The sequence below is a fragment of the Ignatzschineria rhizosphaerae genome (genome assembly GCF_022655595.1).
In the GTDB taxonomy this organism is placed as follows: Bacteria; Pseudomonadota; Gammaproteobacteria; order Cardiobacteriales; family Wohlfahrtiimonadaceae; genus Ignatzschineria; species Ignatzschineria rhizosphaerae.
Genome location: NZ_CP093379.1, coordinates 1,147,741 through 1,169,306, shown reverse-complemented (window position 1 = coordinate 1,169,306; position 21,566 = coordinate 1,147,741). Strand labels below are relative to the sequence as shown.

Annotated in this window: 20 protein-coding genes; 14 read left to right on the top strand and 6 right to left on the bottom strand. The window is 38.2% G+C overall.

The features are described 5' to 3' along the window. Window positions 1-106 precede the first annotated feature (106 nt). Complete coding sequence (gene secA / locus MMG00_RS05035; RefSeq protein ID WP_242152304.1) at window positions 107-2,908, top strand: preprotein translocase subunit SecA; 2,802 nt, start codon at window positions 107-109, stop codon at window positions 2,906-2,908. A gap of 619 nt (window positions 2,909-3,527) precedes the next feature. Here the strand turns inward: secA and MMG00_RS05030 are convergent. Continuing rightward, window positions 3,528-4,430: a hypothetical protein gene (locus tag MMG00_RS05030; protein WP_242152300.1), complete on the bottom strand. Its 903-nt coding sequence runs from the start codon at window positions 4,428-4,430 to the stop codon at window positions 3,528-3,530. Between the two features lie 344 nt (window positions 4,431-4,774). Here MMG00_RS05030 and MMG00_RS05025 point away from each other — a divergent pair, with 344 nt between their 5' ends. The 10 genes from MMG00_RS05025 (at window position 4,775) to MMG00_RS04980 (ending at window position 14,219) form a co-directional block, all read left to right on the top strand. Continuing rightward, entirely contained in the window at window positions 4,775-5,977 is a 1,203-nt protein-coding gene (locus tag MMG00_RS05025; RefSeq protein ID WP_242152297.1) for an efflux RND transporter periplasmic adaptor subunit, read from the top strand. After that, the gene (locus MMG00_RS05020; protein WP_242152294.1) at window positions 5,977-7,950 is read left to right on the top strand and encodes a MacB family efflux pump subunit; all 1,974 of its coding nucleotides are present in this window, start codon (window positions 5,977-5,979) and stop codon (window positions 7,948-7,950) included. The genes MMG00_RS05025 and MMG00_RS05020 overlap by 1 nt, the downstream gene beginning before the upstream one ends. Before the next feature lie 135 nt (window positions 7,951-8,085). Next, window positions 8,086-8,475 carry a succinate dehydrogenase, cytochrome b556 subunit gene (sdhC, locus tag MMG00_RS05015; protein ID WP_242152291.1) on the top strand — a complete coding sequence of 130 codons (390 nt, stop codon included), beginning with the start codon at window positions 8,086-8,088 and terminating at the stop codon, window positions 8,473-8,475. A gap of 9 nt (window positions 8,476-8,484) precedes the next feature. Then, on the top strand, window positions 8,485-8,886 hold the full coding sequence (sdhD, locus tag MMG00_RS05010; RefSeq protein WP_242152287.1) for a succinate dehydrogenase, hydrophobic membrane anchor protein: 402 nt from the start codon (window positions 8,485-8,487) through the stop codon (window positions 8,884-8,886). Between the two features lie 43 nt (window positions 8,887-8,929). Next, the gene (gene sdhA, locus MMG00_RS05005) at window positions 8,930-10,732 is read left to right on the top strand and encodes a succinate dehydrogenase flavoprotein subunit (RefSeq protein ID WP_242152284.1); all 1,803 of its coding nucleotides are present in this window, start codon (window positions 8,930-8,932) and stop codon (window positions 10,730-10,732) included. A gap of 51 nt (window positions 10,733-10,783) precedes the next feature. Next, on the top strand, window positions 10,784-11,560 hold the full coding sequence (locus MMG00_RS05000) for a succinate dehydrogenase iron-sulfur subunit (RefSeq protein WP_242152280.1): 777 nt from the start codon (window positions 10,784-10,786) through the stop codon (window positions 11,558-11,560). Window positions 11,561-11,822: 262 nt separating this feature from the next. Continuing rightward, on the top strand, window positions 11,823-12,032 hold the full coding sequence (locus tag MMG00_RS04995; protein ID WP_242152277.1) for a DUF333 domain-containing protein: 210 nt from the start codon (window positions 11,823-11,825) through the stop codon (window positions 12,030-12,032). Between the two features lie 203 nt (window positions 12,033-12,235). Further along, window positions 12,236-12,916, top strand: coding sequence for a LysE family transporter (locus MMG00_RS04990; RefSeq protein WP_242152274.1), 681 nt, complete (start codon window positions 12,236-12,238; stop codon window positions 12,914-12,916). Window positions 12,917-13,020: 104 nt separating this feature from the next. Then, window positions 13,021-13,767 carry an SDR family NAD(P)-dependent oxidoreductase gene (locus tag MMG00_RS04985; RefSeq protein ID WP_242152272.1) on the top strand — a complete coding sequence of 249 codons (747 nt, stop codon included), beginning with the start codon at window positions 13,021-13,023 and terminating at the stop codon, window positions 13,765-13,767. A gap of 119 nt (window positions 13,768-13,886) precedes the next feature. Beyond that, window positions 13,887-14,219 carry a hypothetical protein gene (locus MMG00_RS04980; RefSeq protein WP_242152270.1) on the top strand — a complete coding sequence of 111 codons (333 nt, stop codon included), beginning with the start codon at window positions 13,887-13,889 and terminating at the stop codon, window positions 14,217-14,219. Between the two features lie 15 nt (window positions 14,220-14,234). Here MMG00_RS04980 and MMG00_RS04975 read toward each other — a convergent pair whose 3' ends face one another. Beyond that, entirely contained in the window at window positions 14,235-14,843 is a 609-nt protein-coding gene (locus MMG00_RS04975) for a class I SAM-dependent methyltransferase (protein WP_242152266.1), read from the bottom strand. 72 nt (window positions 14,844-14,915) lie between these two features. After that, the gene (locus MMG00_RS04970) at window positions 14,916-15,971 is read right to left on the bottom strand and encodes a DMT family transporter (protein WP_242152262.1); all 1,056 of its coding nucleotides are present in this window, start codon (window positions 15,969-15,971) and stop codon (window positions 14,916-14,918) included. Between the two features lie 284 nt (window positions 15,972-16,255). Here MMG00_RS04970 and MMG00_RS04965 point away from each other — a divergent pair, with 284 nt between their 5' ends. Beyond that, on the top strand, window positions 16,256-17,143 hold the full coding sequence (locus tag MMG00_RS04965; RefSeq protein WP_242152258.1) for a LysR family transcriptional regulator: 888 nt from the start codon (window positions 16,256-16,258) through the stop codon (window positions 17,141-17,143). A 141-nt stretch (window positions 17,144-17,284) separates the two neighbouring features. Here MMG00_RS04965 and MMG00_RS04960 read toward each other — a convergent pair whose 3' ends face one another. After that, window positions 17,285-17,560 (bottom strand): hypothetical protein, encoded by a 276-nt coding sequence (locus MMG00_RS04960; protein WP_242152255.1) that lies wholly within the window; start codon window positions 17,558-17,560, stop codon window positions 17,285-17,287. A gap of 382 nt (window positions 17,561-17,942) precedes the next feature. On the opposite strand from MMG00_RS04960, the gene MMG00_RS04955 reads away from it, so the two are divergent. Beyond that, window positions 17,943-18,476: a hypothetical protein gene (locus MMG00_RS04955; RefSeq protein WP_242152252.1), complete on the top strand. Its 534-nt coding sequence runs from the start codon at window positions 17,943-17,945 to the stop codon at window positions 18,474-18,476. 98 nt (window positions 18,477-18,574) lie between these two features. Here MMG00_RS04955 and MMG00_RS04950 read toward each other — a convergent pair whose 3' ends face one another. Next, on the bottom strand, window positions 18,575-19,423 hold the full coding sequence (locus tag MMG00_RS04950) for an arylamine N-acetyltransferase family protein (RefSeq protein WP_242152249.1): 849 nt from the start codon (window positions 19,421-19,423) through the stop codon (window positions 18,575-18,577). A 277-nt stretch (window positions 19,424-19,700) separates the two neighbouring features. Between MMG00_RS04950 and MMG00_RS04945 the strand changes: the two genes are divergently transcribed. After that, on the top strand, window positions 19,701-19,910 hold the full coding sequence (locus tag MMG00_RS04945; RefSeq protein ID WP_242152246.1) for a hypothetical protein: 210 nt from the start codon (window positions 19,701-19,703) through the stop codon (window positions 19,908-19,910). Between the two features lie 124 nt (window positions 19,911-20,034). Here MMG00_RS04945 and MMG00_RS04940 read toward each other — a convergent pair whose 3' ends face one another. Beyond that, window positions 20,035-21,444 carry an APC family permease gene (locus MMG00_RS04940; RefSeq protein WP_432805938.1) on the bottom strand — a complete coding sequence of 470 codons (1,410 nt, stop codon included), beginning with the start codon at window positions 21,442-21,444 and terminating at the stop codon, window positions 20,035-20,037. Between the last annotated feature and the right edge of the window lie 122 nt (window positions 21,445-21,566).

Sequence of the window (21,566 nt, the reverse complement as noted above, 5' to 3'; positions counted from 1 at the left end):
GGAAAATCATGTACTATAGTGGGCTTATAAAATATTGCCTTATTAAAATAATATTTATCTATAAATAATTATTAGATTACAACTTTGAATTGGTTAAAGGTCTCAGATGATTAATAAATTGATCCGAAAAATCTTTGGTACACGTAATGATCGCATGATCAAAGAAGCGATGGGTTACGTCGCAAAAGTGAATGCACTAGAAGAAAAGATGCGTGCAATGTCGGAAGAGGAACTCAAGGGACAAACCAATCTCTTTAAAGAGCGACTGAAAAACGGTGAAACGTTAGATGATCTTCTCCCTGAAGCATTTGCGACGATGCGTGAAGCATCAACAAGAGTGATGGGAATGCGTCATTATGATGTGCAGCTTATCGGGGGGTATATGCTCCATAAAGGACGCATTGCCGAGATGAGAACGGGTGAAGGTAAAACGCTCGTAGCAACACTTGCTGTTTATCTTAATGCGCTTGCCGGTAAAGGAGTTCATGTTGTAACGGTCAACGATTACCTGGCAAGACGTGATGCTGAGTGGATGGGGCAAGTCTATAATTATTTAGGATTAACGGTGGGCGTGATTGTTGCAAATCAATCACTTCCAGAGAAAAAAGCCGCATATGAGGCAGATATCTCATACGCTACAAATAATGAGTTAGGATTTGATTATCTTCGCGATAATATGGTTTTTGATATGAGCCAAAAGGTTCAAAGACCCCTTTATTTCGCGGTGATTGATGAGGTTGACTCAATTTTAATTGATGAAGCGAGAACGCCGCTCATTATTTCAGGTCCTGTTGAAGGGGGCGCTGATCTTTATCACGCAGTGAATAAATTAATTCCTAATTTAAATAGACCAACAAAAGATGGTCCTGTGGATTTTGAAATTAATGAAAAAGATAAGCAAGTCAACCTTACGGAAGAAGGACATCAACATTTAGAAGGATTGCTTGTTGAGGCGGGTCTTTTAAATGAAGGCGATAGTCTTTACGACAGTAATAACTTAAAGCTTTATCATCACGTTGATAACTGCTTACGTGCACATTATATTTTCCAACGTGATGTTGATTATATTGTTGCCAATGATGAGATTGTGATTGTTGATGAACACACAGGCCGTACACTTGCGGGGCGCCGCTGGTCTGATGGTCTGCATCAAGCAATTGAAGTAAAAGAAGGCGTTGAAGTTAAGCCTGAAAACCAAACATTAGCATCAATTACTTTTCAGAACTACTTCCGTATTTATGAAAAACTTTCAGGAATGACGGGAACGGCTGATACAGAAGCACCAGAATTCTTAGAGATTTACGGGCTTGAAGTTGTTGTTATTCCAACGCATCGTGAAGTTCAGCGTAAAGATTATGGTGATCTTATCTATCTCACACAAAAAGAGAAGTACGATGCCATTGTTAAAGATATTCTCGATTGCTATGAGCGTAAACAACCTGTATTAGTGGGAACAGCTTCTGTTGAAGTCTCTGAGTTAATTTCAGATATTTTAACAGCCCAAAATATTCCCCATGAAGTACTCAACGCTAAACAACATGAGCGTGAAGCGTATGTTGTTGGCCGTGCGGGAACGCCAGGGGCAATTACTATTGCGACAAATATGGCTGGTCGTGGTACGGATATCGTGTTAGGTGGAAACGTAAAGCTTGAAGAAGAGCTCTTCTTAGAAACTAATCCTAATGCGACAGAGAGTGATTTAGAGAGCATCCGTGAGCGTGCTAAAGCGCGTCAAAAAGAGGTGCTTGAGCTTGGTGGGCTTCATATTATCGGTACAGAGCGTCATGAATCACGCCGTATTGATAACCAGCTTCGTGGTCGTTCAGGTCGTCAAGGGGATGTGGGATCTTCACGCTTTTATCTCTCACTTGATGATCATTTAATGCGTATCTTCATGAATCCTAAAATGCGCGGCATTATGGAAAGCCTTGGAATGGGTAATGGTGAAGCATTAGAGCATCGTATGATTACACGTTCTATTGAAAATGCGCAGCGTAAAGTGGAAGGTCATAACTTTGATATTCGTAAGAACTTGCTTCAATATGATGATATCGCTAATGACCAGCGTAAAATTGTTTATCAGCAACGTGATGATATTCTTAAAGCTGCGGACATTACCAATGCTGTGAAGATGATGCGTGAGCAAGTCTTTAGTGATTTAGTGGCAAAATATATTCCACCACAAAGTTATGCTGAGCAATGGGACTTAAAAGGTTTAACAGAAATTCTTGCAAAGGAATTCCGTGTTGAAATCGATTTTGAAAAACGTTTAGCAGATAACCCGAATATCACAGAAGAAGAGATTTATGATGCTGTGATTTTAGAGAGCGAGCGTCTTTATGCTGAAAAAGAAGCGCAAGCAAATATGAGTGGTGATCCATCACAATTTAGACGTTTTGAAAAATCTGTCTTGTTAGAAGTTCTTGATGGGCAGTGGAAAGAGCATTTAGCGGCGATGGATTATTTACGTCAAGGTATTCAGCTTCGTGCATACGGTCAGCGCCGTCCTGAGCAAGAGTATAAGCGTGAATCATTTATTCTCTTTGAAGAGATGCTCGATCAGATTCATTACAAAACAATTCGTTTCTTAAGTAATATCGTGATTCGTGTTGAATCACCAGCTGAAGAAGTTCAAGAGACTTTAGAGGCGCCAACTAAACGTGAAGAGAAAGTCATTGAAGGTTCTATTACAAATATGGCTGATCTTGAGCGTATAGCTGATGAGATTGGCAATATTAGCGAAGAAGATGGCGAAGCATGTCCTTGTGGTTCAGGAAAACCTTACGGTGAATGTCACGGTGCGATTGAACTTACAGAAGAAGAGCATGATCTTTTCCATGTAGGACGAAATGATGATTGCCCATGTGGATCTGGTGCGAAGTTTAAAAACTGTCACGGTAAGCTCTAAATCTTAAATGTGATAGCGTAATTTTACAATAATAAGAACCTCGAATAGCTTTGCTAGCGAGGTTTTTTTATGGCTATATGAATAGCCTTCTAACTATAGTTAAGTAGATTCGGTTTAAGAAACCGCTATTTTAAAAGTATTATGGGTACAGAGCGTGTATCAAATTAGCTTACACGATGCCAGATAGAGCGATTCTTGCACTTCTCATAACCGATGCGCCGACAATCTGACACAGTTACTTTTAAACCAATTTCACTATAAGAAAAGTAAGCCTTAAACCGCTGCGCGGGATTTTAGAAAGAACACAAAACATTCCCGCAAGCCTTGCATGAATCTATAAAGGTGCGTGTTAAACGCTGCTTGCAAGGTGCCGGATAGAACGATGCTTGCGTTTCTCATAATCGATGCTCCGGCAATCTGATGTAGTGGCTCTCAAGCCGATTTCATTATAATGTTTTTAAGTGTGATGCAGGGCGAATAAGAGATAATAAAAAATCCCGAAGATTTAAATCTTTACGGGATTTTTAGTATTAACTATTCATGATTGATATGATTAAGATAACTCATCTTCTTAAAACTCTCATACTATTATAGTTATTGCCGTTATTGTCATCTGTCATTAAAGCGCTTTAATATGCGATGTTAATTGTGCTCGTGCTTTATCAATACTCATTTCCCCTTTGAAAAATTCAGGGTCCATTACCTCAAATTTTTGATAAGGGATTTTATGCATTTTAAAAAGATGTTCAAGACGCATCGTTGTTAAAGCATAAGTCTCATAATCTTGGACATAATCGGTCATCGCTGATTCATAAATTGAAGGATGCGCTACGTAGAAGGCAACTTCATCGAGTTTCCAATACATAATATGACCACTCCCTAGAGTATGGAGTTTCTCTGTTTGATTGAAGATCACAGCTTGCATAATTTCCCAGAGCTCTTCAAGACCGATTTGGATCAGTTGTGAAGCAAATAGGCCATTTAAGTCAGCGAGTGTCACAATCGACATATTTTGAATATCTTGTTCAAAAGCGTTGTTAAAGTCTTCGATCACTTTCCCGTTTAGGTGCGCTTTGGTAATAAGCTCTGATTCTAAAAGCTTGATAAATGCATCTGCTTCGGTATTGTCTGGCATTACAATAGTAAAGGGAAGAACCTCTAAGACATCGGCAAAATCGTTAATTTCTTTATTAAAATGAGAGATCTCAAATTCATCTTCATTCGTGCCAATGCCAATAACGAGTGGTTTGAAGTTATTGGCTCTAAAGCGAATCTTTGAAAGTTCAAATAGCTGCGTATAGATTGGAAATCCTGGTCGAATAATTTGATGAAGATGGTAGATTGCACCAATGCCGATTAAGCCACACTCTTTGATTTGAGGGTAATATTGTGCGATGTTTTGACCAATAGTATGAAGTAGCTCTGTTGCTTCATCTTTATTGAGATAGACAGGTTTATCTTCTTTTTTAGCTGCATGTTGAATAACAACAGCAAGATCAATGGTACGTAATCTATTTTCCATGGAAGTTCCGCTTAGTAATAATAAATTTTAAATATGAAAAGTCGTTTTTTATAAGTTGTTATCAATTGTACGTCTTTACGGCGTTAAAACCAAAGAAGAGACAAAAAAATAACAAGTTAATTAAAGTCAGTCTATTTATTGATGAAAGCAGTATAATAAGCTCAATTTTAAGGGTGATACCGCTCTTATAAGAAAATGCTGAAGCAGAAATAGAAGGCTTAAGTTTAACTTAAGATATGCAGACTATGCTATGTGGTATATCAATAGATATAGATCCCATTTTGACGGCACTTTAAGGTTTAAAAAGTGTTATTGACCACAATAAAATAATAAATAGAAGACAAATGAAAAAATACCGAAAAATATTGATAAGTTTTATCGTCATCATTGTTGTGGGAATGGGAGGTTATCTTTACTTCTCTCCTAAAGAACAGATCTATTATCTAACATCGACGCCCGATCGCAGTGATTTAGAGGTGAATATCTTAGCGTATGGCAAGATGGAAGCATCTCAGCAGGTTGATGTGGGTGCGCAGGTTTCAGGGCAAGTGAAGAAGATGTATGTGGATCTTGGTGATAAAGTTACGCGCGGTGAATTAATGGTAGAGATTGATGATTTACCACAACAAAATGCTGTAAAAGATAGTGATGCACGCCTTAAAAATGCAATCGCTTCAAAAGTTGCGAAAGAAGCGCAGCTCTTAAATGCTAAAATTCATCTAGAAAGGCAACAAAATCTTATTAAAAATGGGGCAACAACTCGCGCGGATTTAGATACAGCCGAGGCAAATTTAAAAGTCTACGAAGCTGAGCTTGAAGCATTAATAGCGCAAATTGCGCAATCACAAATTGCGTTAGATACCGCAGAGCTAGATCTTACCTATACGAAAATCACCTCTCCAATGGATGGGATTGTTGTCGCTACAGTTGTAAAAGAGGGGCAAACGGTGAACTCTTCTCAAACGGCGCCTACGATTGTAAAAGTTGCCGATCTCTCTGTGATGACGATTAAGGCCCAAATTTCAGAGGCAGATGTTACAAAATTAAAACCTGGGATGACAGCATATTTTACGATTTTAGGGGAGCCTAATCAGCGTTATGAAGCGGTATTAAGACAGATTGAGCCAGCTACAGAGACTTTTCAGACAACTGTGGGAAATGCCGTAACGAACTTTACCGAAGCTGTTTATTACAATGGATTATTTGATGTTCAAAATGCGGATCTGAAATTTTATATCGGGATGTCCACGCAAGTTTATATCGTATTAGATAGTGCTGAAGATGTGCTCTCTATTCCTATCTCGGCGCTTCGCTATCGCCCAAGTGGAGAGATGGCAATAAAACCATCTAATGGCAAGAAGATTGTTTGGGTTTTAGAAAATGAATTAACAGGTGAAATTGCGCCTAGAGAGATTGAAACAGGGATCTCCAATAATATCTCTATCGAGGTGAAATCTGGGTTAAAAGAGGGTGAGCAAGTTATTACTGCAGAATCAATGGGAACCGTTGCAGCAGCGCCAAGAGGCGGTGCGGGTAGAAGAAGATAATGAGCCAAAATATAAAACCATTGATTGAACTTAAAGATCTTCGCCGCTCGTTTCAATCGGGTGATCTTAAGGTCGAAGTTTTAAAAGGAATCTCTCTTACCATTGAAAAGGGTGAGTTTATCGCCATCATGGGCGCATCTGGCTCTGGTAAATCGACATTGATGAATATCATTGGGGGGTTAGATTATCTCTCAAAGGGGACTTACCATTTTAACGGGCGAGAAATTTCTCAATATAGTGAAGATGAGTTAGCAGAGTTAAGACGAGAAAATTTTGGGTTTATATTTCAGCGTTATCATCTTTTAAATACTCTCTCTGCCGAAGGGAATGTAGAGATGCCGGCAATTTATTCAGGAATGCCGGCAAACTTAAGACACCAAAGAGCATCTGAGCTTCTAGCCCGGCTGGGATTAAGTGAACGTCAAGATTACTATCCGACGCAGCTTTCAGGGGGGCAGCAACAACGTGTTAGTATCGCTAGAGCGCTCATGAATGGTGGGGAGATCATCTTAGCCGATGAGCCAACGGGCGCACTTGATAGTGAAAGTGGTAAAGCCGTTCTTGAGATCTTAAAAGAGCTTAATGAGGCGGGGCATACGATCATTATGGTTACTCATGACCCTGATGTTGCATCTCATGCTAATCGTATCATTGAGATTAAAGATGGTCTGATTATTGCCGATACTAAAAATCAGACTCAAGAGAGTGCTTTATCAGCAGAAAATGGATTAAGTACTTTAACTTGGAAAAAGGCATCGGGGTTTTCACAGATCATTCAGCGGGTCTCTAATGCCTTTAAAATGGCGATAATCTCGATGAAAATGCAGCGCCTACGCACCTTTTTAACGATGCTCGGTATTATTATCGGAATTGCTTCAGTTGTACTAGTGATTGCCCTTGGGCGGGGATCGACAGATCAAATTATTGCCGATATCCGTAATATGGGGACCAATACTTTAACGGTCTATCCAGGGTCAGGGTTTGGTGATCGGCGCTCTCAAAGTATTCAATCTTTAAGGCCTAGCGATGTGGATGCTTTAAAAGAATTACCATTTATCCATAGTGTAACGCCGGTTGTATCAACTTCGGTAGAAGCTCGTTATGGTAATATCTCGGCAATCAATACTCAGGTTCAAGGTGTTGGGACACAGTTTTTTGATGTGCAAGGCTACGATATCACCCAAGGAATCGCTTTTGATGAGGTGAGTGAGGCTACCCTAGCGTTAGAGGCTGTTGTAGATGAAAATACGGTTAAAACATTCTTCCCAAATGGGGAGAATCCTATTGGGACCGTCATTATCTTAGGTCAGTTGCCGGTACAAATTGTCGGAGTTGCCACCTCTAAGTCACAAAATATGTTTAGTAGCGATAGTATGAATATCTGGATTCCTTACTCAAGTGCTATGCACAGAATGACAGGGGGAACTTCTTTTAGAAATATTACTATCCGGGTGAATGATGGTGTGGAGATGTCATTAGCCGAAAATAGTATTACAGATACGCTTACGGATCTTCATGGGAAGAAAGATTTCTTTATTTATAATGCCGATGCCATCAAAGAAATGGTAGAATCGACCACTTTAGTAATGCGGATATTAATTACTTCTATTGCCTTGATTTCGCTCTTAGTGGGCGGTATTGGGGTTATGAATATTATGTTAGTATCGGTTGCTGAGCGGACAAAAGAGATTGGCATGAGAATGGCTGTGGGGGCTCGCAAAAGCGATATTTCGCAGCAGTTTTTGATAGAGTCAGTGTTGGTTTGTTTATTAGGGGGAACGATAGGTTTACTCTTTGCGCTGTTTGTGGGCTTTTTGGTACAGCAAGCAGGAGATACGATTCCTTTAAGTTTTTCAATTCCTTCCATTGTATTCTCTTTCTTAGCGGCATTCTTTATCGGGATTTTATTCGGTTATTTCCCTGCAAAAAAAGCAGCAGAATTAGCTCCAATAGAAGCGCTTGAACGCTCATAGAAAATATTTGGTAACAATGTGCGCAATATCTCACCTATTTGTAAGAGGGAGATTGAAAAGTTTGTCATAAATTGGCAAACTGATGCAACTTAGGTTTAATCTGTATGTATATTTTTTAATTATTGGAGTCTATCTATGAGTCAAAATAAACGGCCTTTATCGCCATTTATGCTCGGTAGTGGCTATAAATTGCAAGTTACCTCGGTAATGAGCTTTTTGCACCGCTTATCTGGTATTGCTTTAGTTGTAGTGTTATTTGTTCTCGGAGCATGGTTTATTGCGCTAGCCGCAGGCCCATCTGCTTTTAGAACAATGACCGCAGTATTAACTAATCCCTTAATGATTATTCTTGTTATCGCAGGAACTTTCGCTGCTTGTTACCATTTTTGTAATGGTATTCGTCACCTTTTCTGGGATGCAGGCAAGGGTGTTGATATTGAATCTGCTAAAAAGAGTGCAAAAATGGTTCAGATCATCGCACCTATCTTAGCGGTTGCTATCATCATTGTTGGTTTTTCATTTTAAGGAGCGATCATGAAAAGATATCAATCACCACTAGGTCGCGTTAAAGGTTTAGGTCCAACGCATTCAGGATCTCGCTCATGGTTAGCCCAAAAAATCTCTGCAGTCTTACTTGCACTGTTTTTCTTGTGGTTCGCATTCTCATTTGCTTCACTTTATGGTGCAGGCTATGAAGAGGTTATGCGCTGGGTCGGTACCCCTTTTAATACTGTTCTTTTAATTGTTTTTGTTGTTGCGGGAATTTATCACGCAATTTTGGGCCTTCAAGTTGTCATCGAAGACTATGTCAGCAAAACATGTCAGCGTATCGTGGTTTTAGCCGCAATGAAAGTGATCTTAGCGATCATTGGCGTTGGAATCGTTTGGGCGATTGTACGTGTGGGGTTCATTGTTAGCACGATGATGATGCGCTAATACAGGTTTAATTAATAAAGATAAATTCTCGGAGTTTTAATCGATGAGTAACTTAAAAGAGTATAAAGATTATAAAATTCAAGAGCACGTTTATGACGTTGTTGTTGTAGGTGCTGGTGGCGCAGGTCTTCGCGCAACACTTGGTATGGCAGAAAAAGGTTTAAAAACGGCGTGTGTAACTAAAGTATTCCCAACCCGTTCTCATACAGTTGCAGCGCAAGGTGGTGTATCAGCCGCGCTTGGTAACATGGGTGAAGATGATTGGCGTTGGCACATGTATGACACAGTAAAAGGTTCTGACTGGTTAGGTGACCAAGATGCAATCGAATATATGTGTCGTGAAGCAATTCCTTCAATTTTAGAGCTTGAGCACTATGGTTTACCATTCTCACGAACTGAAGATGGAAAGATCTACCAACGTCCATTTGGTGGAATGACCACAAACTTTGGTGAAGGCCAAGCGCAAAGAACTTGTGCGGCAGCTGACAGAACGGGTCATGCAATGTTGCACACGCTTTATCAGCAATCATTAAAACACAATGCAGAATTCTACATTGAATACTTCGCAATCGACCTTTTAATGGATGAAGGCGAGTGCCGCGGAGTTGTTGCTTGGGATTTAGCAGAAGGCACCATGCACGTATTTCGTTCGCAAATAGTTGTTCTTGCAACAGGTGGTTATGGCCGTGCGTACTTCTCTGCAACATCAGCACATACTTGTACGGGTGATGGTAACGGAATGGTGGCTCGTGCAGGTCTTCCACTTCAAGACATGGAGTTCGTACAATTCCACCCAACAGGTATCTATGGTGCAGGTTGTTTAATCACGGAAGGTGTTCGTGGTGAAGGTGGTTATTTAACAAACTCAAATGGCGAGCGCTTCATGGAGCGTTATGCACCAAATGCGAAAGACTTAGCATCACGTGACGTTGTTTCTCGTTCAATGCTGATTGAAATCCGTGAAGGTCGTGGAGTTGGTCCTAAGAAAGATCATATCTATCTTCACCTTGAGCATTTAGGTCCTGAGGTAATCGAAGAGCGTCTTCCAAGTATTGCAGAAAGTGCAAGAATCTTTGCTGACGTTGATGTCCGTAAAGAGCCAATTCCAGTAATTCCAACGGTTCACTACAACATGGGCGGTGTTCCTACGAACTATCACGGTGAAGTTGTGACGCTTAAAGATGGTAACCCTGATTTTGTTGTTCCTGGTTTAATGGCAATTGGTGAAGCATCATGTGTTTCTGTTCATGGTGCGAACCGTCTTGGTTCAAACTCACTTCTTGACTTAGTCGTATTTGGACGAGCTGCTGCAAACCGCGCTGCTGAAATCTTAACGCCAAATGCAGATCACAAAGCAATGGATGATCAAAAAGTGATTGATATTTTAGATCGCTTTGACAAAATTCGTTACGCAGATGGTAATATTTCAACAGCTGAACTTCGTGATAAAATGCAGCGTGCGATGCAAGAAGACGTTGCGGTATTCCGTATGCAAGAGACACTTGAAGATGGTGTTAAACGTGTTGATGAAGCATTTAAATTATTTAATGACATCAAAGTCCACGATAGAAGTTTAATCTGGAACTCAGACCTAGTAGAAACGCTTGAGCTTTCTAACCTTTTAATCTGTGCTGTTGCTACTGTTAAATCAGCGGTCAATCGTACAGAATCTCGTGGTGCACATGCACGTGAAGATTATCCAAATCGTGATGACGTGAATTGGATGAAACACACATTTGCATGGATCGATGAAAACGGTGACGTGAAGATCGATTATCGTCCTGTCCATACTTATACATTGACAGACGAAGTTGCTTATATCGAACCTAAAGAACGTACTTACTAATTGATGATTTCTCATTTCTAGTAAGAAAGGTTAAAAGAAAAGGAAAATATTATGGCTGAATTTAAATTACCCGCAAATTCGGTTGTTAAAGAAGGTAAGTTCTTTAAAAACGAAAATGCGACTAACAAACGAGTATTTAAAGTTTATCGTTGGAATCCAGATACTGGTGAAAATCCACGTTATGATCGTTATGAAGTAGATCTTGATGCTTGTGGTCCGATGATTCTTGATGCGTTATTACTCATCAAAAATACAATGGATCCAACATTAACACTTCGCCGTTCATGCCGTGAAGGGGTTTGTGGTTCATGTGCGATGAATATTGATGGTACCAACACACTTGCATGTACAAAAGCAATTAGCTCAGTGAAAGATGGGGAAGTTTCGATTAACCCACTACCACATATGCATGTTGTAAAAGATTTAGTACCAGATTTAACGCACTTTTACGCACAATACGCATCGATTAAACCATGGTTACAAACCGATACAGCAACACCACCACGTGAGCGTCTTCAATCTATCGAAGAGCGCCGTAAACTTGATGGTTACTATGAGTGTATCCTTTGTGCATCATGCTCAACATCTTGCCCAAGCTACTGGTGGAATGCTGATAAATATTTAGGTCCTGCAGTATTACTTCAAGCATATCGTTTTATCTCTGATACGCGTGATGAGTACACAGGTGAGCGCTTAGATGCTTTAGAAGATCCTTTTAAACTCTATCGTTGTCATACCATCATGAACTGTACAAATACTTGTCCTAAAGGCTTAAATCCTGCAAAAGCAATTGCAGAAATTAAGAAACTCATGGTCGCAAGACATTAATTGATCACTAGTTTTATCAATAAAAGCTGGAATCTCAGAGAGGTTTCAGCTTTTTTTATGTGTTATTTACCTATCACAATAAGATATCTACTATGAATAGGCGATTGTATGTAGCTTGAGCTTAAAAATGAGATATAAAATATCAATATTATTAATACTATGGATAGTATTACAATTATTTAATAATAGTACTCTACAATACAACGAGAGTATTAAGCTCTGATTAAATTTAAAAGATATTAATAATGATCGATGGAGACAGATGATGAAAAATATAAAATGGATGATTGCGGCATTAATCGGATTTGTTGTGGTAGGTTGCGCTGCATACCAAAATCCTGCAATTGTTTATTGTGAAGATGTGGGTGGGGTATATACGGTTAAACAAAATGTGGGCTATTGTGAGCTACCAGGACGTACAATTGAAGCATCAGAGCTCTATCAAGCAAAAGATCGTTTCAATAAGCCTTAATCACAAGATCGTTAAGCGATCTCATAATAAGTAGGGTGGGTTTTAAGGGATAATAGATTGTTCTTTAAGTGAAATTACCCATCAATTAAATCGTGATGAAAATAAAGATGAAGTAGATATTCGCTATTATGCGAATAACTATTACAATCAATTTTTGTCACGATTTTTTGTTGATCTTTTTTATTGAAAAGGCGCCTTATCTTATGTCTTTAGCATCTGTATTACTGACTTACATCATCTCTGTTACAACATTTTTAATCCTGCCAGGACCCGTTAATCTATTTGTTGCCAATTCGACGCTTAAATATGGAATTAAGGGGACTTTTTGTGCGATTGTAGGGACTAACCTCGCTTCTCTTGTTTTAATCGCTATAGCGGGATTTTTGATTGCTGGTGCGGATTCGATTAACAGCCTAATTTTAGATGTTTTAACTTTATTGGGCGGATTATTTTTGCTCTACTATGGCGCCGTTCAGGTTCGTGAAGTATTACAGAGAAAGTCAGAAAATATTGATAAGGTGGAGAAGCGTCAAATCGTAGAAGATAAGGGGGAGGTTCGCCAATTTGCCTCATTAAACTCCTTTAAATTGATATCTCAGGCATTTGCAATTGGGATTTCTAATCCTAAAGATGTGATCTTCTTTATTGCTTTTTTCCCCCCTTTTATTTTACAAATGGGATTTCCGATTCCCTATAGCCTTCTTATTTTGACACTGATTTGGTGTATTTTAGATTACACTTTGTTATTTGCTTATGGGGTTTTAACAAATCGGTTTATTAAGGGGGCTTTTGAGACTGTTTTCTCCCTTGTTTGCGGTATTTTATTTTGCGCAATAGGGATCTATGCCCTTTATTTAGCATTAATGGCAATAGCTTTTAGTTAATGGTTATTTTATATTGCGGATATTACTGTTTTTAATATCTTATTAATCTTGTTCTGATATTCTAAAGATAATGAACATAGAAATTGATATTAAAGGGAGGTTTTATGAGCTTTAAAGATAAAGTCGTGATTATTACAGGTGGCGCAAGTGGTATTGGCGCAGCAACAGCCCGCGCTTTTTGTAAAGAAGGGGCAAAGGTCGTGGTTGCAGATCTTAGCGATAGTGGTCAAGCTTTTAGTGATAGTCTCAATAAAGAGGGATATCAGAGTGCCTTTTTCAAAATTGATGTGACAGATATTGAGCAGAATCGGGCGCTTATTCAATTTGCAGATAAGACATTTGGGGGGCTTGATATTGTATTTGCTAATGCTGGCGTTGCTAGTGATACAGGACCTGCAGATCAGACCTCATTTGAGGCTTGGCAGCTTTGCGTTGATGTGAATTTAAACGCCGTTTTTACACTGGATAAACTTGCGATTGAATACTGGCTCTCAAAAGATCAGCAAGGGGTGATTGTCAATTGTGGCTCTATTCATAGTTGGGTAGGTAAATCTGGGATATCAGGTTATTCTGCAACTAAAGGGGCTGTAAAGCTTTTAACGCAAACATTAGCGATTGATTATGCAGCAAAAGGTATTCGAGTGAATGCTATTTCTCCAGGATATATAGATACACCTTTTTTAAGTAAAGTTCCCAAAGAAGTGATGGATGAGATTATTAAAGCGCATCCGATCGGCCGTTTAGGCCGTGCTGAAGAGGTGGCAGATGCCGTACTTTTTTTAGCAAGTGATAAAGCGACATTTATTAATGGTATCTCGTTATTGGTCGATGGCGGTTATGTTGCACAATAAAGCGCTAAATGATTTATAAAAACTTCTAAATATTGAATAATGACAACCTCTAAATGTAACTACTATTTTATATCTATGGCATTTAGAGGTTTTACTGATAACAAGATTAGGAGATATTCATGGATTATAAAGCCGCTAAATTATTGATTCAATCACGGGTTGAAAAGTCACGAGAGAATGTTGGAGTGTTTGATCTTTATAGCATGATTCTTGCAGATGATCTTCAGGCGGTGATTAATATGATTGATGAGTTAGAGCAAGGCAGTAGTGAAGAGCGCTTATCATGGGAATATGCTTACCTTTTAGGGCAAGCAATTGGAAATTTAGATACCGCAGAATCTATTTTGCACTATTTTGGGAAAACGATGGGAGATAATGCTGAGGCGTTAAGTGCTGCTTTTTCAGCGATTGATCATAAATTGATTACATTACACCCTGAGTTAAATGCTTAAATAATTCACAAATAGTTAGCGTTTTTTGGCAAGCCAAATTGATCTATTACCACAGTTTTGATCTTCTAGCTTATAAGATAGTAGCCCAAAACCATGCTCGATTAATAGCGCTCGATATTCATCAGGTGAGAGACTTGCATGATAGAGCTCATGACCATTAAAGTCTCCAATCGCTTCACCATTTGCAGGGCCACTTGTAAATATCAGTGGTGCTCCCACTTTGGCTAGTTGTGAAAAACGTGAAAACATGGCTTTTTGATCATCTCTTGTTAGATGAAAGAAGCTATCCCAAGCAATAATTCCCTCATATTGCTTTTTAATTTCAAAGTCTCTCATATCCGCGATTTCCCATGTTTGCGTGGGAAATGCTTTGGTAGCACTTTTTATAAATGCTTTACAGCTATCAATACCGTGGACTAAATACCCTTTATTTAAAAAATATTCAGCAATAGGTTTACCATTGCCACAGCCAAGATCTAGTATGGTTGAGTGAGCTTCGATTTGTCCTAAAAAGAGATCTAGCCATGATTTTTCAACAAATTCTGATTGGGCTCTTAACTTTTGCCAAGCTTTGGCAAAGCGCTTATAGAGAATAGGAATATTAGTAGCGGATGGATGATGCATAGAGTTCCTTAAATAATAAAGACTTCTTAAAAGAAGTCTTACTGTAATATTTCACTATGAAAGTCGCAAGTCTTAAAATCTTGCAGGATCTAAGCCATCTAGTGTGGATCCGAGCTCTTTGCCGCTCTCTTTACAATAAATTGGTTTTTGAATCGCTTTTTGAGATTTTAATTGCGCTTTTTTCACCGCTTTCTTGCGGTTAGCTCTGTATTGTAAATAACGATTATGGAGGTTATTAGCAATAATCATGCTACAAACGATTGCTACCCCGATCAATTCAAAAGGTTGAATAACATGTCCTTGAATCATGCGAATTACAATGGTAGTAACAGGGGCAAGATTAATAAAGAGTACCGCATTAATGGGGGTGAGAATTTGTACCCCTTTATTCCAACCTAAGAGCGCAAAGAGTCCTGGTAGTAAGATCATAAAGAGTAAGTGATATTTCACAGAAACAATCTCTGTTACGGTAGGAACTTCAATTTTACCCATTAAAGTGCCGGCAATGACGACTGCAAGTGTTGTCCCCATGCCGTAGATGATCGATAGTGTTGAATAACGAAGCACAGACCATTTAGGAAGACGTGATCCGCCAATAGTATAAAGTGCCCAGCCTAGTGCGGCTAAAAAGAGTAAGAAGAGAGGAAATAATCTACCGCCCCCAAAGATCGTCGAAAAATCACCATTTGTCACAACAAATAGGACGCCGACAAATGCGATTAATATTGTGCCAAGGGTAAAGGTGCTAGGTCTTGCTCTATAATAAGCCCACATGACCATTGCCGAGATAATAGGAACAGATGCCTCCATAATAGAAGCAATTAAAACGCCGGGATCTCCTAGTTGATCTTGTCCTACAAAAATAAGAAGGTTATAAACAGTAAAGCCCATCGAGCCAAAAAACCAGATCATAAAGAGATGACCCTCTGTTTTAAAAGCGCTCGCCCCTTCTTTAAAATAGAGAATAATCGCTAAAATAACCGCAACAGGAAGATAGCGTAAAAGCGTGAAATAGTATGGGCTAATAACTTTAAAGATCTCCGCAGCAACGGGGAACATTGCGCCCCATGATGCACTTGCGATGATCAATAATAATGCGCCATATAATAAATTTTGACGGCTTGCCATGATATATCACTCCATTCACAAAACTCAATCGTAAAAATTAGGGCTATTTTAAAGCGTCATCTTCTTTGGAATCTGGCAGAGATAGCTACAGACCCTTTTCGTGACGTTGTTCTACTTTAAGCTTCTTACAATATCTTGTAAAACGATTAATAATATTGGTTGAGATCATTTTTAGTGATAGATATAATAAGTAGGCTAAAGAAGTGCTGGCAGATCTTTGTTAATAATAAAAGAGAGATCGTAAAAGGCACGCGGATCTTATAATAGGTTAAAGGAGAGGAATCATGAATGGTCGTGATTTAAGGATTTTTGTAAAAGTTGCAGAATTAGGCTCGATTAGTCATGCCGCAAAAGCATTGAATTACGTGCAATCGAATGTGAGTTCACGGATTCAAAAGCTAGAAGAAGACCTCAATGTTTCGCTCTTTTTTAGAAGTAAGCAGGGAATGCAATTAACGCCTGAGGGCAAAGTACTTATTGATATTGCTTATAAAATTATTGAGCTATCAGATAAGATGATGCAGGTGGCAAGATCTGGTGGTCAACCTGTGGGCAAGCTTGAAATTGCCTCTGTTGAAACAGTCATTAAATTACCGCTTATTCTCTCTAAATTTAATAAAAACTACTCTGGTGTCGATCTGCGCTTAGCAACAGGCGTTACCACAGAGCTTCGAGATAAAGTTTTAAATTATAAACTCGATGGGGCGTTTGTTACTAAAAGCCGTTTAACTAGCCATCCTGAATTAAAAGAGGTCGATGTATTTGAAGAGAAGTTAGTTCTAATCGCCGATCAGCATACGGATGATCTAATGACGCTATTAGAAAGGCCACTCTTAACCTTTAGTGATGGTTGTGGTTATCGTGCTAAGTTCCAAGAGTGGCTTAAATCTATTGGCCGAGATCTTACTAAAAATATGGAGCTTGGCACACTTGAAACGACATTAGGAAGTGTTATCTCAGGCTTAGGAATTGCCTTTGTTCCTTACTCAGCAGTAGCCCATTATGAGAAAACAGGGCTTATTCATTGCCATGAATTGCCGGCAAAATATAGTGAAATTACGACAACTTTTATCTATCGAGGTAATGAAGAGATTAGCCCAGTGCTTCAAGCTTTTGTTGAAACCATTGACCTTGCCAAAGATGACGCAATTTCACCCTTTTACCGTTTTTAGAATTTAATTTTTATCCTGTAGTTTCTTCATAGCATATCTTAATCTTATATAGGAAGATTGAAGGTAGTATTTAACACTATTAAAAATTAATAAGGAGTTGATATAGCTATAAAACAGATAGAAGAACCCTAGATAGTTAAATTATTCCTTTATAAAATCCCATTCTTTTTTTCCACATTTAGGGCAATTTTCTTTTGTTGAGTTATATCTGTGTATCTGATCTGTAAAGCATAAGAAGATGGTGCCGAGCCCCATAATACTTACACATATGATGAACGCCGCCCCAGAACCGGCAAACAGATAAGAAATCCATGCCCAAAACCCAAAAGCAATTAAGGCAATACCGATCATTTTAATCAAAAGTTTATTTTTGGCTTTTTTTTCAAAATCACATATTTTACATTTTATGAGTGACATAATTCTTTCAATCTCCCGTAAAGATAGTAGATGATTGCACTAAAGGTCCTAAAGATGGTTATACATTCTATAGATCTGTAGATATCAATGTTTTTATTAAAACCTTTTCACATATATTATTTTAATATATTCATTTTTTATTTATCAAAAAAGTTTTTCTAGGGTTTTTTATATATCATATAGATTCTTATTATAGAGAATCTTGAATTAACTTGTTTTATCGCTAAATATTCATCTATTTTGATCATTTTTAATGAATTGAAGTCATCTTTTATGATGGCTTTTTTTATAGGGGGAAATATTAATTAAATTTAATAAAGTAATTTGTATTTATTTGCAAGAACTAGGCTAAAATGAACTGACAATATAATCAGGAGAAATTATGAGAAAACTATTATTAGTTGGTTTTTTATCTTCAGTTGTTTATGGGTGTTCTTCTACGATTCCTATTAACTATGTAGCTTCTCCTGTAATAAGAGGCAATGGTGATATTGCGGTAGGAAAGTTTATTTATAGTCCTGCTTTAGCGGGAGTTGTTAAGCATAATCAATATCAAAGTGCTACGGTATCATTAGGAACGATGTATCTGTCTGAGGATGCAAATAAACTCATAGAAGGGGCGATTAAGAAAGAGCTTATTGCTTCAGGTTTTAATGTGGATAATAAAGCAGATATTGTAATCACGGGTGATATTACTAGATTTTTATATGATTGGGTTGGTATTGTCGAAGTTGATTTTTACCTAGACGTTAACTATACCGTTACTAAAAATGGAAGCGTGGTTTTTAAAGATGTGATAAAAACGCATAAAGCCTCCCCTAAAAATATTAATCAAGATTCAGAAGCAACACGAGCTGTTGTTTCTGAGAATATCTCTCTTCTTTTTGAATCTTTAAGAGATAGAAAAATTCTTTAAATCTTTCAATAAAGAGACGAGCTAATTAACCTTATTAACCCGATTGCAGGAAGAGTTATTCTATAATCGGGTTGTTTGTTAAGGCTTTTTTATTTTAATTATTGATCTTGAGATAATCGATCTAATAAGGCTGAAATAGAAGCTTTGCTTTTGCTTTCATGAAGAATCTCTAGCTGAAATTGATCTTTAATAAAGGCTAAAATTTCTGCGCTAGAATTAAAAGTTATATGAGTACTAGGCTGACCGAGCTCATGGCAAGAATAACGATTATTAAGAAGGGAGTGTCTTATCATTCCAGCTTCTGTTTTAGCAACCATTAAGCGCTGTTTAAAAGGGGATTGTGGGTAGGTAGAGATGAACCAGTTACCAACTATCAGATCGACAAAAGGCTGTGGTGTTAGCTCAAAAGAGTAAAGAATCTGCCACTTATCAGCTACTTGGCAATTGAGTGTATAGATTTTCTCTTTAGGATGGTAAATAATTTGATAAGCCCCAAGATTGGTTGGTTGTATTTTGTGAGTTTTGATAAGAAGCGGTATTGGCGGAACTAACCCTCCATAACCGACATCACAAATATAAAGCTGTTCATCGATGGTTACTTTTAATAATACATGGGTTCGTTGGGTCAATGCTAGGATATCATTTTGATGAACGATTCGGCCCGAGATTATCTCAGCCTCAAAGCCTAAATATTGCAAAAGATGTAGAAGAAGCATATTGAGTTCATAGCAGTATCCTCCTCGATTCTCCATGACAACTTTTTGCATCATATCTTGCAATTTTAATGAGATAAGCTCTTCAGAAAGTGTTGATATCGATTGAAAAGGGAAGGCTTCAATATGTTTTTGTTGAATAAGTGTTAGTAATTTTAAGGTGGGTGGTCCAAAATCAGTTATCCCTAACTTTTGCTGATATAGCTGTATATCTTGATGGGTTAATTGTGCCATGACTCCTCTCCTTTTTATTTTGAATCCTTATGATCATTAGATCTAACTACTTGATATTATATCGGTGAAATTTATTAAGAAGTGTAAAATAGCATTTACATTAATAGACGCTTTGTTTAATCTCAATCCTTAAGGGGCATATCGATGGGAGATAGATCTAAAATTGAGGGAATCTTAGCTATTTTTAAGAGGTTACTAATTTTATTCATTTTTGATAAGAGAAATTTTAGTAAGATAGCTAATCCTTTCATTGAATATTTTCTTTAAGGAGTATATTTTGGAAATTGCGGTGATTGCAATTCTCTTGTTACTTGCATTAAGTACGCTTCGTTTTATTGGTAAGTTTTTCTCTTTTATGGTGCGAAGCATCATGAAGCTTGTGGTACTTGTGATTGTTATTGTGATCGCAGTTTATGCCCTCGATTACTATAATGTGAAGGTTTTTAATAAAGAGGATCTACCACAAATAAAGCTCTTTGATAAATGAAGTGCTATTGCTGATAAACCTCTACGCTAAGAGCTAATAACCCTATTTTTTTTGATAAATACAGAATTAAAAAAACGCCTGTCTTTATAAAATTACAAGCGTTTTTTCATTATCTTAAATGGCGTTAAGCCGTTTGCTCTTCAGCTTCATCTTCTTCTCGAGCTCTGATAATCTCATCAATTTCATCATGCCCAATTTCAGGAATAGGGTGTTTAAAGAATTTTGTAATATAGATAAGGTAGGAGATTCCCAAAACAAACCAGAGTAAGCCAATGGTCATGGCATGAATATCTAGGTTAATCCAGAGCCATGTTGTTAAACACATACCGATAAGAGGTAATAGACCAAAGGATAAGAACCCTTTGAGATTGTAGTTCTCTTTTGCTTGAGTAAAGAGATGGCTTTTAATGACACAAGCATTAACAGCAGTAAAAGCAACAAGTGCTCCGAAGCTGATCATAGACGCAACAAGGCTCAGTGGGATAAAGAGCGAAATAAGTGAAAAGGCAGCAACACAAACTAATGCTAAATGGGGCGTATGAAATCTTGGGTGAAGATTATAGAAGATCTTACGTGGTAAAACACCTTCTCGTCCCATCGCAAATAAAATTCGTGAAACGCTCGTTTGTGATGTCATTGCAGATGCATATACACCGGTGAGATAAGTTGCTAAGAAGAGATCTGAAAGAAGTTTACCACCAAAGTTGCTCGCTTCTCCAATACGGTTGATGACATCAAGGCTTGCCGTATCTTGTTTATCCACTTCTAAGAAATCTTGCCACTCAGGATAAGAGACGTTAGCAAAAAATGAGATAATTAAGAAGATCGCACCAGCAATAGCGACAGTTAACATGATCGCTCTTGGAAGTGTTTTTGAGGCATCTTTTGTCTCTTCAGCCATTGTTGCAATGGCATCAAACCCTAAGAAGGCAAGGCAAAGAACCGCCGCACCTGAGAATAACCCTCCCATATCGCTTCCGCTTGGGTTAAGGGGTTCAATAAGATTTGCGGGGCTTAAATCAGCACCTTTCATGCTTAAAATAATAAATAACCCAATAAAGATAATTTGTAAGGCAATTAAAAATAGGTTAATTGGGGTAATTAAGCGTACGCCTATATAGTTAAGTGCAGTCACTGAAACAAGAGCACCTAAGATAAAGCTCCACGCGGGGATTGCTGGAAATGCTTCATGCAGATAGAGCCCAAGCACCACATAGTTGACGATTGGTAAAAAGAGATAGTCCAAAATTTGTACCCAACCTACGGAAAAACCAATGACAGGTCCAAAGGTTCGCTGCGTATAGGAGTAGGCAGAGCCAGAAAGGGGTAAAAATGTCGACATACGGCAATAACTGAGTGCTGTAAAAAATATCATGATAAGCGTAATAACATAGGCTATCGGAAGATGTCCATGACTTAAGACGGTTACCTGGCCATAAGTTGTGAAGATTCCTAGAGGAACCATATATGCAAGGCCAAATACAATTAAAATGGGGGTTGTTAACACACGGTTCATTGCCGGGTTGGTCATTATTATCATCTCCTAAAAGAGTCTGTTATTGACTACACTATTATTGGCATTTTCAAATCAATGAAAGATGCGCGATTTTAGAAAAGATTGCAAAGCAGGATTTGCAATCCTGCATGTTAGAGGAT

Bases quoted from the DNA above. Each gene is read 5' to 3' on its own strand.
- secA (WP_242152304.1), top strand. From the start codon at position 107: ATGATTAATAAATTGATCCGAAAAATCTTTGGTACACGTAATGATCGC.
- MMG00_RS05030 (WP_242152300.1), bottom strand. From the start codon at position 4,430: ATGGAAAATAGATTACGTACCATTGATCTTGCTGTTGTTATTCAACAT.
- MMG00_RS05025 (WP_242152297.1), top strand. From the start codon at position 4,775: ATGAAAAAATACCGAAAAATATTGATAAGTTTTATCGTCATCATTGTT.
- MMG00_RS05020 (WP_242152294.1), top strand. From the start codon at position 5,977: ATGAGCCAAAATATAAAACCATTGATTGAACTTAAAGATCTTCGCCGC.
- sdhC (WP_242152291.1), top strand. From the start codon at position 8,086: ATGAGTCAAAATAAACGGCCTTTATCGCCATTTATGCTCGGTAGTGGC.
- sdhD (WP_242152287.1), top strand. From the start codon at position 8,485: ATGAAAAGATATCAATCACCACTAGGTCGCGTTAAAGGTTTAGGTCCA.
- sdhA (WP_242152284.1), top strand. From the start codon at position 8,930: ATGAGTAACTTAAAAGAGTATAAAGATTATAAAATTCAAGAGCACGTT.
- MMG00_RS05000 (WP_242152280.1), top strand. From the start codon at position 10,784: ATGGCTGAATTTAAATTACCCGCAAATTCGGTTGTTAAAGAAGGTAAG.
- MMG00_RS04995 (WP_242152277.1), top strand. From the start codon at position 11,823: ATGATGAAAAATATAAAATGGATGATTGCGGCATTAATCGGATTTGTT.
- MMG00_RS04990 (WP_242152274.1), top strand. From the start codon at position 12,236: ATGTCTTTAGCATCTGTATTACTGACTTACATCATCTCTGTTACAACA.
- MMG00_RS04985 (WP_242152272.1), top strand. From the start codon at position 13,021: ATGAGCTTTAAAGATAAAGTCGTGATTATTACAGGTGGCGCAAGTGGT.
- MMG00_RS04980 (WP_242152270.1), top strand. From the start codon at position 13,887: ATGGATTATAAAGCCGCTAAATTATTGATTCAATCACGGGTTGAAAAG.
- MMG00_RS04975 (WP_242152266.1), bottom strand. From the start codon at position 14,843: ATGCATCATCCATCCGCTACTAATATTCCTATTCTCTATAAGCGCTTT.
- MMG00_RS04970 (WP_242152262.1), bottom strand. From the start codon at position 15,971: ATGGCAAGCCGTCAAAATTTATTATATGGCGCATTATTATTGATCATC.
- MMG00_RS04965 (WP_242152258.1), top strand. From the start codon at position 16,256: ATGAATGGTCGTGATTTAAGGATTTTTGTAAAAGTTGCAGAATTAGGC.
- MMG00_RS04960 (WP_242152255.1), bottom strand. From the start codon at position 17,560: ATGTCACTCATAAAATGTAAAATATGTGATTTTGAAAAAAAAGCCAAA.
- MMG00_RS04955 (WP_242152252.1), top strand. From the start codon at position 17,943: ATGAGAAAACTATTATTAGTTGGTTTTTTATCTTCAGTTGTTTATGGG.
- MMG00_RS04950 (WP_242152249.1), bottom strand. From the start codon at position 19,423: ATGGCACAATTAACCCATCAAGATATACAGCTATATCAGCAAAAGTTA.